Here is a 16,308-nt window from a genome sequence, read left to right on the forward strand (position 1 = left end):
CCGAAAGTACGCTGTTGAAGTTATTTTTATTGACGTTGATTTTCTCCCTTTCCGATAATGGGCGATTCTCTTTTCCATTACTGAAATCACCGACGGTGAGGAGTTTAAGCGGCAGTTCGATTTTCTTTTGCGCGCCACCTGTATGCAGAGCCAGCTTTAAATTTATGCGTGCCTTGGGCACCTCATTCTGGAATGAATCGGCCATAGCAATCCCTTTCTTTAAAAGAAATAAATGTTAAGTGAGTGACGTTTCTTTACAAAGCCATATTAGAGCAAAACCCCATTTAAAATCAACTTCCCAGATCAAAGATCTACCATTAGACTTTTCTTAAGAATATTCCACTAAATTAGTGTACTCATAAATGCCATAGATACATGATACACAGTAAAAATTAACTATTTATTCACATTAATTTGGCAGAAATGACTGCTTTGATTGGAAATATTGAACTTATTGTTCCATGAGGTTGAATAATTGATTTACATCAATGCATTTATTAACACACCCCGTAACAGCGCAGAGAAATAAGGCTTTAATTCAATAAATGGCCTGAATATGAAAAAATCCTGTATCGGACAAATTTAATCTTGAAAACAGTAATGACTATACTGCTACAGGAATGGCGAATAAATGACTACGCGTTTTTCGATAAACGGGAGAAAGAATCTCTCTGAAGATATTCATCATGACAATGAGTGATGGGCTGATATGAAGGGGATATACGGTATTAACCAGGCTGTAAAATCATGCCCCCTGAGAGCGGGCGCTTATGCGGTTAATGGATGTTTACCATAATCACGTAGCGCCCTGACCTCTTTTTAATGCTTTTCAATATACATTGTACGGCTGTACGCAACATCCTCTGGGTTATTTATCGGATAACCTTTAACCCATGGCTTGATGAGACGTCCATTGGTGTACTGATAAATAGGGGCAATCGGTGCTTTCTCGGTGAGGATCTTCTCGGCCATGTTGTAATCGGCATTACGCGCTTTTTCAGTGGTTTCGAGCGTCGCCTGATGAATAATCTTATCGTAAGCAGGGTCGTTGAATCGTGAGATATTCCCGCTATGGGAGGAGGTCAGCAGCGACAGGAATGTCGACGGCTCGTTGTAGTCCCCTACCCACGATGCACGGATGACGTCAAAATTCCCGGTATTGCGGCTGTCGATGTAGGTTTTCCACTCCTGATTCTGCAACTTAACGTCAACACCCAGATTTTTCTTCCACATGGATGCAACGGCAATCGCGATTTTCTGGTGGTTTTCAGACGTGTTATACAGCAGCGTTAATTTTAGCGGACGCTGAGGGCCATAGCCTGCCGCCTGCAACAACGTTTTCGCTTGCGCATTCAGCTCCTGCTGTGACATCTGCTCAAATGGCGAGGTTTCCGGCGTAAAACCCGCAGTGACATCGGGAGTAAAATGCCAGGCCGGTTTCTCGCCGGTCCCCAGGACTTTTTCCGCCATAATACGTCTGTCGATAGTCATGCTGAGCGCGAGACGTACGCGTGCATCCGCGGTTGGGCCTTTTTGCGTATTAAACGCGTAGTAATAGGTCCCAAGCTGTGGCGGTGTATATACCTGTCCCGGAATATCTTTAAGCAGCTTCTGGTACATGTTTTTCGGAAACGATTCTGTAATATCGATATCGCCCGCCAGATAGCGTTTGGTCGCTGAGGACTCCTGGTTGATTGGCACAAAGGTGACTTTTTTAAGCACCGTCCTGGCGTTATCCCAGTAATGTGAATTCGGCTCAACCACCAGTTTTTCATTCACCACGCGATCTTTCAGCACATAAGCACCGTTGCCAATGAGCGCGCCAGGGCGCGTCCATTCCTTACCGCTCTCCACATTGGCCTTTTGAACAGGATAAAACGCGAAGTTAGCCGTCAGATTACTGAACCAGGGTAGCGGTTTGTCCAGCTGCACGCGCAGCGTTTTAGCATCGACCGCCGTCACGCCGAGCGTATCCGGAGCAGCTTTGCCGTCGATGATGGACTGGGCATTGTTAATGCCCGCCAGCGCCGCAAACCAGGCGAAAGGTGACGTTGTTTTAGGATCAACCAGACGACGCCAGCTATAGACAAAATCTTGTGCCGTCACTGGGGTACCGTCAGACCACTTAGCGTTATCCCGCAGCGTGAACGTCCAGACGCGGTTGTCATTGCTCTGCCAGCGCGTCGCCACGCCGGGAACTAACTCCCCTTTTTCGTTCTGATTTACCAGCCCTTCATAGAGGTCGCGAATCACCTGTATCTCGGGCAATCCCACCGCTTTTGCCGGATCGAGCGAAGCGGGCTCATCTTTGATATGTCGAACCAGCTCCTGCTTTTGCGCCAGAACCGTTCCTTCGGGAACCTCCGCGGCATATGAAAGTGAAGAAAGCCCGCACAGCCACAGCGCAGTACAAAGAAGCGAAACAGGATGCTTCATACGATCCCCTTAATGATGTCAGGTAACAGGCAGATGCGTAATTATTTGTTTCGAAACGGAGAAATGCAAATGCTTCCTCCGGAAAGTTGATGTCAGGCAATTTTCCACACACACGGAAACTATTTGATTAAGCGCGGCTTTTGCACAACACTGCCAGAAGTGACTTTATCATCAGGGTTTACTATGGCAACTACCCGACCAAGAACGGAACGCGGTGCCTTCCCGCCAGGAACTGAACATTATGGACGCTCATTTTTAGGCGCGCCGCTGATCTGGTTTCCGGCCCCCAAGGCCGATCGCAATAGCGGCTTAATCATTGCAGGCACGCATGGCGATGAAAACTCGTCTGTCGTGACGCTCTCGTGCGCGCTACGTACGCTGGCCCCCGATTTACGACGTCATCATGTGATTTTGTCCGTCAACCCGGACGGTTGTCAGCTTGGATTACGGGCGAATGCACGCGGCGTTGACCTGAACAGGAACTTCCCGGCGGCAAACTGGCGCGCCGGTGAAACGGTGTATCGCTGGAACAGTTCGGCGCAGGAGCGAGATGTGGTCCTGCTCACAGGAGACAAACCCGGTTCCGAACCGGAGACTCAGGCGCTGTGCCAGCTTATTCATAAGATCCACCCGGCCTGGGTTGTCTCTTTCCACGATCCCCTCGCCTGTATTGAAGATCCTCGTCATACGGCGCTCGGGCAGTGGCTGGCGGATGCGTTTGCTCTACCTCTGGTGAGCAGCGTTGGCTATGAAACACCCGGGTCGTTTGGCAGCTGGTGCGCAGACCTCAGCCTTCACTGTATCACCGCAGAGTTTCCGCCCATCTCCTCGGATGAAGCGAGCGAAAAATACCTGCGGGCGATGACAGATCTCCTGCGCTGGCAGCCTCAAAGATGAAGTACGCCGGAGGTAAAATTCAGCGCGGGTGAGACGTCAACCGCCAGCCAGGTTGGGCCGTCCAGATCGGCAAAACGCACGCTGTTCACCAGCGGGAGCGCAGCGCCGATCGCTCTGGACGTGCACAACATACAGCCCAGCATCAGAGCAAAGCCTTGCGCCTGCGCATCTTGTGCCAGTGCCAGGGCCTCGGTTAATCCACCTGTTTTATCCAGCTTAATGTTCACCATTTCGTAGCGTCCATTGAGAGCTGACAGGCTCGCACGGGTATGACAGCTTTCATCTGCACAGACGGGAAGCGGATGAATAAAATTCGCCAGCGCGGCATCGTCTCCTGCCGGGAGGGGTTGCTCCAGCATGGCGACGCCCAGATCGGCAAGCAGCTGACAACGGGCTGCCAGCCCTTCGCTGTGCCATGATTCGTTCGCATCGACGATAAGAGTGGCATCAGGCACCGCCGTACGAATGGCGACCATGCGTTCGCTAATCAGACGATCGTCGAGCTTCACCTTTAATAATGTTGCACCGGTGGCATACAACGCCTGAGCGCTGGCGGCCATTTGCTCTGGTTCACCGATGACCACCGTTTGCGCGGTGACGATCGATTGCGGCAGCGCAACGTCCAGCAGCGCAGGCAGCGGTTTTTGTTGTTTCGCCGCTTCCAGACTCCAGAGTGCGCAGTCAATCGCGTTGCGTGCCGCGCCGGCCGGCAACCGAAGCTGAAGAGCCTCACGCGTCAGACCCGCCTGCAACTCGGGCACTACCGTCATAATTTGCGCCATGACTGACGCCAGGCTTTCTCCGTAACGTGGATAAGGGGTGCATTCTCCGACGCCTTTTACGCCGTTCTCTTCACATTCAACCACGACCACGCAGGCCTCATTACGGCTGCCGCGCGAGATCACAAACGGGGTGTGCAATGGCCAGGCTTCTTCATAGACCTTAACGCTTCTCATCACTGACTCCTTGCAGGCCGGAAAGGCAGAAAATTGGTTTGCCGTGCTAACTGCGGATGACATACACTAGCCACGACGTTAACTATTTGTAAACAGGAAGATATCTATGTCACAACTCGTTCATTTCCAGGGCAACCCGGTTGCTGTTGCAGGTTCCATCCCACAGTCTGGCAGCAAAGCACAGCCTTTTACTCTGGTGGCTAAAGATCTGTCTGACGTCACGCTGAGCCAGTTTGCTGGCAAACGTAAAGTCCTGAACATTTTCCCAAGCATCGATACTGGCGTTTGCGCTGCATCAGTGCGTAAATTCAACCAGCTGGCGACCGAAATGGACAACACCGTAGTGCTGTGCATTTCTGCTGACCTGCCGTTTGCCCAGTCCCGCTTCTGCGGCGCTGAAGGCCTGAGCAACGTCATCACCCTTTCCACTCTGCGCAGCCCTGATTTCCTGGAGAAATACGGTGTTGCCATTTCCGAAGGCGCGCTGAAGGGTCTGGCTGCTCGAGCGGTGCTGGTGATCGACGAAAACGACAACGTTGTTTTCAGTGAGCTGGTCAACGAAATCACTACCGAACCGGATTACACCGCTGCACTTGAGGCGCTTAAAGCCTAAACGTAAAAAAGCCTCTGCAAAGAGGCTTTTTTATTTATTCGTCACCCTTCTTCTGATTTAACCCATACTCGCGCAACTTATTCGCAATCGCGGTATGTGACACCCCAAGACGTTTAGCCAGCTTGCGCGTGCTCGGATAGCTGCGATATAGCTGCGTTAACACCGAACGCTCGAAACGGCTGGTGATGTCATCCAGCGAGCCTTCCATTGCCTCTTCGCCTACCGAGACCGTCCCGGCATCGTAATCCGGCAATAGAATATCCTGAGGGCGCAGTTCATACCCTTCAAGCTGAGTTAATGCGCGATAGACCGCATTTTTAAGCTGACGAATATTGCCCGGCCAGCCGTAACGCGTCAGCACGGTGCCCAGGTCGGCAGAGAGCTTCGGACGCGGCACGCCCTGCTCATCGGCAAAACGGGCCACGAACAGTTCTGTCAACGGCATGATGTCCTGTGGGCAATCGCGCAGCGGCGGAATATTGAGCGTCAGAACGTTGAGACGATAGTAGAGATCTTCGCGGAATACCCCTTTCTGCACCAGCTCCACCAGGTTTTTCTGGGTGGCGCAGATGACGCGCACGTCCACGTGAACTTCATGATCTTCCCCCACGCGGCGGAACGTGCCGTCATTGAGGAAACGCAGCAGTTTCGCCTGCATGCGTGGCGACATTTCGCCAATCTCGTCCAGCAGCACCGAGCCGCCATTCGCCTGTTCAAAGAAGCCTTTTTTACCTTCCGGTGCATGCCCGAACAGCTCACTTTCAACGGCATCTTCAGGAATAGAGGCGCAGTTCAGCGCCAGATACGGTTTTGCCGCACGCGGGCTGGCCATGTGCACAGCATGCGCCAGCAGATCTTTCCCCGTACCGGTATCCCCGGTAATCAGCAGCGGCGCCGTAAGATTTGCCAGCTTGCGCGCCTGGTCGATCACATGACGCATCTTCGGGCTCACCGCAATAATCTGGCTGAATGCGCCGACGTCCTGGCTGGAAAGGTTCTGTAACTGACGCCCCATTCGCACCGTGGAGCGCAGCATGATCACTGCGCCGGTCAGCACCCGCGCGGCATTTTCCCCTTTCAGGTAGACCGGCGTGATCTCCATCAGGAAATTCTGTCCGTTGATGACGACATGCTCGCTATGGGTATTTTGCGGGTTGCTGTCCAGCCAGCGCTGGAAATTAAAACCGGTGATCAGTTGCGTGGCGTGGTGCCCGATAAGTTTTTCCTGAGTCTGCGCAAACAGCTGGCAGCTGGCCTGGTTAACGCGCTCGACTTTATTTTTCAGATCGAGAGAGAGAAACGGCTCCGGCATTGCTTCCAGCAGCGCGCTCAGCGCAAGATGTTCCCGCTCGGACGGCATCCAGGGGATGGTACGTACATCCGTAACGCCAGCGATACGGCGGATTTCCGCCATCAGGCTACTGAAGGTATTAAATTCAATTTCGGCAAAATTGAGGTAAATTCGCCCGACAGGGTCGATCTCTATGCCACGTAAATCAATGCTACGTAAAACAAGAAGATCGAGTAACTCGCGGGTCAGACCGAGACGGTCCTCACAAAAGACTTCCAGACGCATGGGAAATTCACCGTTTAAGCCAATAACAGTAAAATGATATGTCAGATCACGGTGTTCGGGAAGGTGGCTGTCAACAAATATTGACAGCCCGCACGATTAGTAAACAAAACCTCACTGAGCAGGTTTTTTATTGAGCGTCTCTTTAAGCTGGCCAATCAATTCGCGACGGAAATCCCCCAGCCGCGGCTTATCGCCATCGATCCAGGGGAGTGGACGACAAACCTCCATCGCTTTGATACCCAGGCGTGCCGTCAGCAGACCGGCACCAATCCCCTGCGCCGCCCGGGCAGAGAGACGCGCCGCAAGATCCTGCGACATCCAGTCCATCCCGACCTCCCGTACCAGTTCGCTTGCCCCGGCGAAGGCGATATTCAGCAACACCAGTTTGAACAGGCGCAGTCGGCTGTAATAGCCAAGCTCAATGCCGTACAGCCTGGCGATGCGGTTGATCAGACGCAGGTTGCGCCAGGCGATAAAGGCCATGTCCACCATTGCCAGCGGACTGACGGCGATCATCAGGGTAGATTCCGCCGCCGAACGGCTGATCTCACGACGAGCCTGCGCATCCAGTACCGGCTGAACAATGTGCGCATAGAGCGTGACCACTTCCTGGTCATTCTGGGTTTCGTGGATCGCCGCATACCAGCGCTGAAGCGCCGGGTGAGAGTGATCTATCCCGGCCTGAGCCGCAAGCTTTTCACAAAAAGCACGCCCTTTTCCTGTGCCGTGACTGTGCAGCAGATCCCGCGCTTCATCGCGTTCGTGGGCACGCTGACGCAAACGCCAGAGGCGACGCCACTCGCTGACGACTGAGCCAACGCCCGCACCAACAATCAACGCCCCGGCGGCGCATCCCCCCAGCGCCACCCAGTCCTGCGTTTGCCAGGCATTGACGCCCCACTGCACGCCCTGGCCGATTACGCTCACACCAAAAAGGGCTAACCCGGCGGTCACCATCTTACGCCACAGGCTGCGTTTCGGGCGCAGTGCCGCATCAACCACCGCTTCCGCCTGCCCCTCTTCAACCATCGGCTCGTCTGCCAGCACGGGAGCAAAGTTGTCGGCCTGCGGGCCGCTGAAGGTTTGCGCCGTTTTAAACGCCTCATGGGGCGTCTGCTCAAGCTGGCCGGTAAAATCAATGCGTGGTTTTAACGGTTCCGTCATCGCAATTTATCTCCAATTAAAAACTCCAGCGCAGCATCCAGACGGATATGCGGCAATGGCTGGTCAACGTTCATGCTCTGCGGACGGAAGGCTTCGAACTGAAAACCCTGGCTTTGCCAGAATGCCTGGCCCGGCAGACGCGCCGGAACTTCCCCCGGATAGACCGTGAGCGGCTCACCGTCGCTGAGACGGTTGCCCCGCAGGGCCGGAATTTTCTCGCCATTCAGGTCAATCAACCCACTCTGCGTTGCCTGTACGGACGCCAGCCCCAGACAGTCCATGCTGATCCCTTCGAAGGCCGCATTCTGCCAGGCATCCTGCACCAGCTGTTGCAGCAGGGATACCATGTTGGCGTGCTGATCGACCGTCACATGGTCAGCTTTTGTGGCGGCAAACAGCAGCTTGTCGATGACCGGCGAGAACAAACGGCGAAACAGCGTACGCTGGCCATAATGAAAGCTTTGCATCAGCTGCGTCAGCGCCAGCCGCATATCATTGAACGCCTGCGGCCCGCTGTTGAGCGGTTGCAGGCAGTCCACCAGCACGATCTGGCGGTCAAAGCGTAAAAAGTGATTTTTATAAAAGCCCTTAACCACCTTCTCACAGTAATAATTGTATCGCTCGCGGAGCATACCGGCGTTGGTGGTCTTGTCCGCCTGCGCCAGTTTCGATTCGCCGATGCTGTCAACGTCCGGCCACGGGAAAAACTGTAGCGCGGGAGCACCGGCTAAATCACCCGGCAGAACGAAGCGGCCCGGCTGAATGAAATGCAACCCCTCCTGCTTGCACTGATGCAGGTAATCCGTCCAGGCTTCGGCTATGACGGCCAGACGGTTTTCATCCGCCGGCGCCAGCGGGTCCAGCCCTTCGCAAAGCTGGCGCCATTTGGTCGACCACTCTGCCCGCTGCCCCTGCAACAAACCGGTCATCTGTCGGGACCAGTTCAGGTAATCCTGCGCCAGCATCGGTAAATCGAGCAGCCATTCTCCCGGATAATCCACAATTTCGAGATAGAGCGTGGACGTTTCTTTGAAGTGACGCATCAGGGATTCATTCGAGCGGAAACGCAGCGCAAGACGGATTTCGCTCACGCCACGCGTCGGGGTGGGCCAGGCGGGAGGTTCCCCGTATAACTGCGCCAGACCTTCATCATAGGTGAAACGGGGGATGCCAAAATCACGTTGCGGTACGCGTTTCACCCCCAGCAACCGCTCCTCGCGCACTGCGCTAAGCAGTGGCAGGCGCGCCCCTGCATGCAGGTTCAACAGCTGATTGACCATCGCCGTAATGAATGCTGTCTTACCGCTGCGGCTCAGCCCCGTCACGGCAAGACGCAAATGGCGATCAACGCCACGGTTCACCAGAGAATTGAATTCGTTTTTAAGTCGCTTCATCGCCGTCCTTCATTGCCTGGAACCCTGAAAAAAGTCACTTCAGAATACAGTAAATTGGGGCAGATCGTTGATTATCAATTCTTAATTATTGCTATTGCCGTTTTCTCTCCAGTAAGATGGGCGCAATTGCTGTCCGTCTGGAGTGAGTAAGGTGTATGTCACCCACCATCTATGATATTGCCCGCGTTGCTGGCGTTTCGAAATCAACCGTGTCGCGCGTTCTGAATAAACAAACGAATATTTCTCCTGAAGCGCGCGAAAAGGTGTTGAAGGCGATAGAAGAATTAAATTATCAACCGAATAAACTTGCCCGCGCACTCACCTCTTCTGGCTTCGACGCCATTATGGTTATTTCGACCCGTTCAACCAAAACCACCGCAGGGAATCCGTTTTTCTCTGATGTACTGCATGCCATAACGGCAAAAGCAGAAGAAGAAGGTTTTGATGTTATTTTACAAACGTCCAAAAGCAGCGAAGATGATCTGCAAAAATGCGTGGGTAAAATAAAGCAGAAGATGATCAAAGGGATCATCATGCTAAGCTCGCCGGCGAACGAGTCTTTTTTCGCGACGCTGGACGAATACGGTGTGCCCGTGGTCGTTATTGGTAAAGTGGAAGGCAATTACCAGAATATCTATTCTGTCGACACGGATAATTTCCACGACAGCGCCATATTAACCGACTCATTTATCAAACATGGTCGCACTAAAATTGCCTGCCTGCATGCCCCGCTCGATTATCACGTTTCTATCGATCGCCTGGCGGGCTATAAATCGAGCCTTGAGAAGCACGGTATTGCGATTAATCCGGACTGGGTTATTGATGGCGGATATACCCATGAAAGCGCGCTTCAGGCGGCCTGTCAGCTACTCTCATCAGACAACCCGCCTGATGCAGTTTTTGCGACGGACAGCATGAAATTGCTAAGTCTTTATCGTGCCGCGGATGAGCTAAATCTGACGATCCCGGAACAGGTCGCAATGGCAGGATACAGCGACCCGATGCTATCTCTCATTTTAACCCCTGCACCAGGCGGTTTTGATATCCCCACGAGAAAGCTGGGCGAAGAGAGCTGCGATTTGTTGTTCAGGTGCATTGCGGGTAAACCTGCCCCGCATAAGGTATTGGTTGAAACGCATTTTTCAGATGCGGCTTCATTACGCTAAAAACCAGGGGCAAACGCCCCTGGTGAAGTGTTATCAAAACGCGTAATTCACGCCGATACCGGCATAGTGGAAGCGGTCACTTTCCCCTTCGTCATGGTTTTCCCATTCGTAGGCATATTCCAGCGTCATGGATAAACCATTGTTAAAATCATAGGCGTACAGCATACCCAAACGGTTGAAATCATGTCCTTCACGCTCAGGATCGTCTTGCCAGTCCCAGTTTGACCAGCGATCGAGTCCCAGACGGGTATAAGGCGTTAGTGTCGTCTGACCCAATGAAATCGGCAGATAGGCGCGAATTTCCTGAGTGGAGAATTCACCGTTATTACGTGAACTGTCCATATTGAAACCCCGCTCTAAATAGTAATTAACTTTTGCAGAGACGGTTTCGTTAATTGTCCAGGTAAAACCGGTTTCCGTTTCAACACGGCTGTCAGAATAACCGGTTTTTGCCAGGTCATTCGCAAACTGGTACATGGCAAACCATCCGCCAAAACGCCAGTCATCGGTTAATTTTACATCCCAGTCCGGTTGAATTTTATAGCGCTGCATATTTGCGCTGCCCGCTTTCGCGCCATCCTCATCTTTGAAATGATAGCTGTAATTACGGAAACCACCCGTCAGTCCCAGCGTGAAATCATCGGTACCAATAATACGATAGCGTAATTCTACTTCGGGACGATCGAAATAGGTGCCGCGCGTCATGCTACTGTAATCAACCGGCCCTTCCTGATACATAGCCAGCGAAATGGTCCATGCATCCCAAGTGGCATTAAACCACACGGAGGGTTCATATAATCCATCTTTATCGTCGGCCTGACCTTCGACGTTTTCAATTTCATACATGGCGCCAATATTAAATTCCCACTGTTTGGCTGATTCAGTTGCTTGCGCGCAGCTCACCCCTGCGCACAGGACGAGCGCAGCACTTCTTAGTAGAGTACTCATTAAAATATTCCTTTATAATTAACATACAAAAAACCGGAAACTTTCATTTCCGGCGAACACCTTTCTTATCTAATAGCTGTTTCAGTATCAGCATCGAAGAAATGGCACTTATTCATATCGAACTGGATGCCGATATTATCTCCGGCAACGTAATCATCCGCCGCTCCCGCACAGACAACCAGTTCATGCCCACCCACGGTGGCATAAAGCATAAATTCAGCCCCGGTCAGCTCAGCAACGCTGATCTTCGCCGTGATGTTTTCGCCGCTTCGCTGTACGGTGAGAATATCTTCCGGACGGATCCCAAAGACAACCGCTTTACGCTGGTAACCTTGCGCATTCAGTACGGCCAGCTTGTCCTCCGTGATCTCCAGACGCAGCGTTTCCGTCACAAAATAGCGGTCGTCGATTGCGCCACGAATGAAGTTCATCGCCGGTGAGCCAATAAATCCTGCAACGAACATATTCGCCGGCTCGTTGTAGACCTGCTTCGGCGCGCCCACCTGCTGAATGATGCCGTCCTTTAAAATCACGATGCGGGTCGCCATCGTCATGGCTTCCGTCTGATCGTGCGTCACGTAAATCATGGTGGTATTAAGCTTCTGATGCAGCTTGCTGATTTCAGCGCGCATCTGCACACGAAGTTTGGCATCAAGGTTGGATAAGGGCTCATCCATCAGGAACACCCCCGCTTCGCGCACTATCGCCCTGCCTAACGCCACGCGCTGACGCTGACCGCCGGACAACGCGCCAGGTTTACGCTGGAGGTAATCGCGCAAGCCCAGGATCTGTGCCGCCCAGGTAACGCGTTCTTCAATGACGGAGGGCGCAATTTTTTGCATTTTCAGGCCAAACGCCATGTTGTCGTAGACCGTCATATGCGGATAGAGCGCATAGTTCTGGAAGACCATCGCGATATCACGGGACTTTGCGGGAACATCATTCATGCAAACCCCGTCAATAATCAGTTCACCCGCGCTGATCTCCTCGAGGCCGGCAATCATTCGCAGCGTCGTGGATTTCCCACAACCCGATGGACCGACGAAGACGATAAATTCTTTGTCTTCAATTTCGAGGTTGAAATCCTTCACCACGTGGACCTGGTTATCATAAATTTTCTGAATGTGTTTCAGAGACAGTTGAGCCATTATTAATTCCTTATCAATACGCCCGGGATGCCCAGAAAGCCGTCAGGCGTTCCCAGGTCAGTTCCTGCGTTGAATGAAGTTGTAATCCCGCATGGTTCAGGCCAGGCCCAATCCCGACCGACAGCATTCCTGCGGCGTTGATCGCATCTACCCCTGCGGCGGCATCTTCGATACCAATGGCCTCTTCAGGACGCACGTTCAGTCCTTTACAGGCCGCAAGGAAGATTTCCGGGTCCGGCTTTGAGCGGCTAATACGCGAAGCATCGGCGCAAAAATCGAAAGCCTGATGAATACCCAACGCGTGCAAAATCCCAGGAGCATTAAGCGATACGGATGCCAGGCCAATTTTGACCTTCGCGGCGCGAATATCCGCCAGCACGTCGCGAATACCCGGCAGCAGCGAATCCTGCTTCAGTGATGCCAGCGACTGGACGTAAAGCGCGTTTTTTTTCGTCGCCAGCGCCAGGCGCTGCTCGTCACTGAACATCCCCTCTTTCCCGCCATGTTTCAGAATGCGCTGGAGGGAGTCCATACGGCTTATTCCCTTCAGCTGTTCGTTAAATACTTCGTCGAAGGTGATACCAATCTCCTCCGCCACGGCGCGCCAGGCCAGAAAGTGAAGATGCGCGGTATCGGTGATCACCCCGTCCAGATCGAATACAACAGCGTTAAGCGTCATGGCGCCCCTCCGTGGTAGCGGTCCCATTAACAGGTACAAGAAAGTCCTTACGCTCACAGACCTTTCGCCCTGATACATGCAGCGTTTTACCCCACAGCGTCAACGTGACAGGTGCGGTGGTTTCAATGGTTAACAGGTCATCTTCACAGGTAATGTGTATTGTTGCGCCCCGCCACCGCAGCGGGAAGGCGAGTTTCTGCCAGTGAGCAGGCAGCTTCGGCGCAAGATGCAGCTCCCCTTCGCTAATGTGCAGGCCAGCAAATCCCTGAATGGCGCCCAACCAGATCGCACCGGTGGCGGCGGCATGAATACCGTCATCACTGCTGTGCGGGTCGTCCCCCAGGTCGATGGCAATCCCATCGCGCCAGAAGGCATACGCCCCCTCGGTGTCACCGCAGCGTGCGAGCACAATGCCGTGAATGGCTTTACTCAGGGATGAATCATGGATCGTGCGTGGCTCGTAGAACGCCAGATTGGCGGCACATTGCTGCGGCGTAAACCGTTCCGGCAGCAGGTAGTTAAGCATCACCACGTCGGCCTGCTTCAGGATCTGCATCTCGTTCACTTCCGCGCGAGAGTAATCAAGCAGAATGGTTTGCTTACCCGCTTTGGCTTTATAGCGGCTCAGATCGATGGCAGGTTTTGCCATGAAGGTATCATCCTGCGGGATCACACCCTCTGCGTCGGCCTCTGGCAGCCACAGGCGCGCCAGGAACTTACCGGCATTCTCCGTAAAACGCGCATCTTCACGCCCAAATTTCGCCATAAACTGACGCGCGCAGGCCACGTTGTGCCAGGCCAGATAGTTGGTGTAAGCGTTGTTGTTGATATGCTCGGTGTATTCATCCGGTCCGATCACGTCATGGATCTCAAGACGACCATTAATTTCCGTCGCGCGTCCCATCCAGAACGAAGCGGTTTCCATCAGCAGCGTCAGACCCTCATTGCGCATAAAGGCATCGTCGTGTGTTGCCTGCCAGTAAGCGACAACGGCCCAGGCAATATCAGCCACGATGTGGTGTTCAGCGAGTGCGGAGGCGACCTTCTGGCGAACCCCGGTGCGGATGTTAATGGCTGCGAATTCTGGCGTCTCTTCCTCTCCGCTGGCGGCGCTTTCCCACGGGAACAACGCGCCCGGCCAACCGTTACGGCGTGCTTTTTCACGCGCGCCAGAAAGATTCAGCCAGCGATAGCGCAGCAGGCTGCGGGCAATCTGTGGACGGGTAAACAGATGGAACGGCAACAGGAAAATTTCGGTATCCCAGAAGACGTGCCCTTTGTACCCTTCCCCCGTCAACCCTTTCGCGGCAATGCTGCTTCTTTCGCTATGGGCTGGCGTCATTGTCGTCAGGTGCCAGACGGCATAATCCAGCGCAAGCTGATCCTGCTGTTCTGCACAAGTCACTTCCACCCGAGCGTCACGCCATACCGCTTTCCAGGCATACGCTGAGCTTTCAAGCAACGCATCGTAGCCTCTTGCCGCGCAGACTTTGAGATCGGCCAGCGCGTTGCGGGCGAAAGACTCCTGCGAGAGCGCTTTATCGCTGCGATGCGTCAGCCAGATGATTTTCTCAAGCGTGACGGTGTCACCTTTCGAGATAGTCAGAGAATGATGAACGCTGAGGCGACGATTTTTGGCGGTGAAACAGCTGTCGCTCTTAGCGGAGAGCTGACAAAACGCCGAAACAACAACTTCAGACGCCCGGTCCAGCGTTTCATACACACCCTGCATGTAGTGCTGGTCAAAAACCCTGACCGAGATTTCATCCAGATGCTGCCTGCCGCTGTTCGTCTGTGTCGCATCTATGCCGGTTTTCAGCACGGCCTGTGCGGCGCCGTCAAGCGGTGTAATTGAGAGCTGCATTGCCACTAAGGGTAACTGGTCCAGCGAAACAAAACGACGGCTCTCGAGGCGATAGCCTTTTCCGTCCGGCGAACGCCAGACAACGTTACGATGCAGTTCGCCGTTAGCAAAGGCCAGCTCGCGTTGCCACTCAAGAATTTCGCCTGAAAGGAGCGTGAAATTGACGCCGTCCAGCTCAACTTCAACTCCGGTGACATCCGGCAGATTGATCAGCTCTGTGGTTTCGTTGCGTCCCGCGCGATGATACAGCCCCGCGAGATACATGCCTCTGGTCTGCTGGGTGTAATCTTCTTCATGCGTGGCGCGAATGCCCATGTAGCCATTGCCGCAGGCCATAATGGACGCGTACTTATTCAGGCTATGCGGGCAAAAGCCCGGATCGGTTAATACAGACTGGTTCAGCATAACGTCACGCTTTCCCCTGTTTCCGCGGCTTCATATAACGCCGCGACTAATTGCTGGATCACCAGCCCCTGCTCCGCATCGGCAATCATGACCGGCTCGCCCAATACGTGGCGAACAAACGCGTCCATACTGCGCAGATGTCGGCGATCGTCAGCTTCTTCCCGCTGGGTCAGCGTCTGTAAAACATCGGCTTCGTCGTTATAAATGTGTGCCGGGAACAGCGTTGCACCCGCCTTCTCACCGCAGAAAGAGACGTTCATGATCGACTGCTCGCGGATATTAAGCGCAAAAGAGGTGTCCAGACGCAGAATGCCACCGTTGCAGAACTCAATCGTGCCAAACAGGGCATCTTCCACGGTAAACTGCGCAGGATCCCATTCGCCAAACTGGCCGGTGTGTTTCCGGTTCCCCAGTCTCTGGAAGCTGTGCGCGGTTACCCGCTTCACGGGCGGGAAACCCAGCACGTACATCGCGGCGTCCAGCATATGAATGCCGATATCGATCAGCGGCCCGCCGCCCTGGAGCGATTTATTGGTGAAAACGCCCCACCCCGGCACACCGCAACGACGCAGCGCCTGCGCGGAGGTGAAGTAAATTTCACCGAGCGTTCCGTTCATTACCGCATCGCGCAGGAGCTGGGTATCCAGCGCAAAGCGATGGTGAAAATCGTACGCGAGGACTTTTCCGGCCTTGCGCGCCGCGAGACGCATCTCATCCGCCTGGTGCGGCGTCATCGCCGGCGGCTTTTCACACATCACATGACAACCTGCTTCGAGAGCCGCCATCACATGTTCAAAATGGAACCGGTTAGGCGAACAGACGCTCACCACATCCGGTTTTACTTCCTGCAACATCTCGTGAGCGTCCTGCCATGCCGATGGAATAGCATAACGTTCCGCGAACGCCTGTGCCTGCTCAAGGCGGCTGTCCATGACAGCCACCATTTGAACATCACTGCGCGTGGCGTAATACGAGGCATGCACTTTGTCTGCAACCTGCCCGGCGCCAATGATGGCGACGCGCAGAGGCAAAGGTGTAGAAGCACTCATCACGCTCGTCATC

Annotated in this window: 14 protein-coding genes; 3 read left to right on the forward strand and 11 right to left on the reverse strand. The window is 53.7% G+C overall.

Annotated features, from left to right (window positions below):
- Window positions 1–205: type VI secretion system contractile sheath small subunit (locus DD606_RS02175; RefSeq protein ID WP_139158309.1), on the reverse strand; the 205-nt coding region annotated here is incomplete at its 3' end.
- A 614-nt stretch (window positions 206–819) separates the two neighbouring features.
- Complete coding sequence (locus DD606_RS02180) at window positions 820–2,436, reverse strand: ABC transporter substrate-binding protein (RefSeq protein ID WP_045343273.1); 1,617 nt, start codon at window positions 2,434–2,436, stop codon at window positions 820–822.
- 183 nt (window positions 2,437–2,619) lie between these two features.
- On the opposite strand from DD606_RS02180, the gene mpaA reads away from it, so the two are divergent.
- On the forward strand, window positions 2,620–3,333 hold the full coding sequence (mpaA, locus tag DD606_RS02185) for a murein tripeptide amidase MpaA (protein ID WP_022651338.1): 714 nt from the start codon (window positions 2,620–2,622) through the stop codon (window positions 3,331–3,333).
- On the opposite strand, the gene ycjG is transcribed toward mpaA, so the two are convergent.
- Complete coding sequence (ycjG, locus tag DD606_RS02190; RefSeq protein WP_129258125.1) at window positions 3,324–4,289, reverse strand: L-Ala-D/L-Glu epimerase; 966 nt, start codon at window positions 4,287–4,289, stop codon at window positions 3,324–3,326. The genes mpaA and ycjG overlap by 10 nt on opposite strands.
- 106 nt (window positions 4,290–4,395) lie before the next feature.
- Between ycjG and tpx the strand changes: the two genes are divergently transcribed.
- Window positions 4,396–4,902, forward strand: a complete 507-nt coding sequence (gene tpx / locus DD606_RS02195) for a thiol peroxidase (RefSeq protein WP_003856889.1) — start codon at window positions 4,396–4,398, stop codon at window positions 4,900–4,902.
- A 34-nt stretch (window positions 4,903–4,936) separates the two neighbouring features.
- Here the strand turns inward: tpx and tyrR are convergent, their stop codons facing one another.
- From tyrR to DD606_RS02210, 3 genes are all read right to left on the reverse strand, one after another.
- Window positions 4,937–6,478 carry a transcriptional regulator TyrR gene (tyrR, locus tag DD606_RS02200; RefSeq protein ID WP_003856887.1) on the reverse strand — a complete coding sequence of 514 codons (1,542 nt, stop codon included), beginning with the start codon at window positions 6,476–6,478 and terminating at the stop codon, window positions 4,937–4,939.
- Window positions 6,479–6,589: 111 nt separating this feature from the next.
- Window positions 6,590–7,642 (reverse strand): YcjF family protein, encoded by a 1,053-nt coding sequence (locus DD606_RS02205; RefSeq protein ID WP_032609317.1) that lies wholly within the window; start codon window positions 7,640–7,642, stop codon window positions 6,590–6,592.
- The gene (locus DD606_RS02210; protein WP_045336517.1) at window positions 7,639–9,036 is read right to left on the reverse strand and encodes a YcjX family protein; all 1,398 of its coding nucleotides are present in this window, start codon (window positions 9,034–9,036) and stop codon (window positions 7,639–7,641) included. Before DD606_RS02210 ends, DD606_RS02205 begins: the two co-directional genes overlap by 4 nt.
- Before the next feature lie 155 nt (window positions 9,037–9,191).
- On the opposite strand from DD606_RS02210, the gene DD606_RS02215 reads away from it, so the two are divergent.
- Entirely contained in the window at window positions 9,192–10,202 is a 1,011-nt protein-coding gene (locus tag DD606_RS02215) for a LacI family DNA-binding transcriptional regulator (RefSeq protein ID WP_003856881.1), read from the forward strand.
- A 33-nt stretch (window positions 10,203–10,235) separates the two neighbouring features.
- Here DD606_RS02215 and DD606_RS02220 read toward each other — a convergent pair whose 3' ends face one another.
- The 5 genes from DD606_RS02220 to DD606_RS02240 form a co-directional block, all read right to left on the reverse strand.
- Entirely contained in the window at window positions 10,236–11,150 is a 915-nt protein-coding gene (locus tag DD606_RS02220; protein WP_023314240.1) for an OmpG family monomeric porin, read from the reverse strand.
- 65 nt (window positions 11,151–11,215) lie between these two features.
- Entirely contained in the window at window positions 11,216–12,298 is a 1,083-nt protein-coding gene (locus DD606_RS02225) for an ABC transporter ATP-binding protein (protein WP_129258127.1), read from the reverse strand.
- Between the two features lie 13 nt (window positions 12,299–12,311).
- Entirely contained in the window at window positions 12,312–12,977 is a 666-nt protein-coding gene (gene pgmB / locus DD606_RS02230; RefSeq protein WP_129258129.1) for a beta-phosphoglucomutase, read from the reverse strand.
- Window positions 12,967–15,246, reverse strand: a complete 2,280-nt coding sequence (locus DD606_RS02235; RefSeq protein ID WP_129258131.1) for a glycoside hydrolase family 65 protein — start codon at window positions 15,244–15,246, stop codon at window positions 12,967–12,969. Before DD606_RS02235 ends, pgmB begins: the two co-directional genes overlap by 11 nt.
- Window positions 15,240–16,298: a Gfo/Idh/MocA family protein gene (locus DD606_RS02240; RefSeq protein WP_129258133.1), complete on the reverse strand. Its 1,059-nt coding sequence runs from the start codon at window positions 16,296–16,298 to the stop codon at window positions 15,240–15,242. Before DD606_RS02240 ends, DD606_RS02235 begins: the two co-directional genes overlap by 7 nt.
- Window positions 16,299–16,308 lie beyond the last annotated feature (10 nt).

Origin of the sequence: Enterobacter cloacae complex sp. GF14B (assembly GCF_004136805.1) — a bacterium.
Classification (GTDB): Bacteria; Pseudomonadota; Gammaproteobacteria; order Enterobacterales; family Enterobacteriaceae; genus Enterobacter; species Enterobacter hormaechei_C.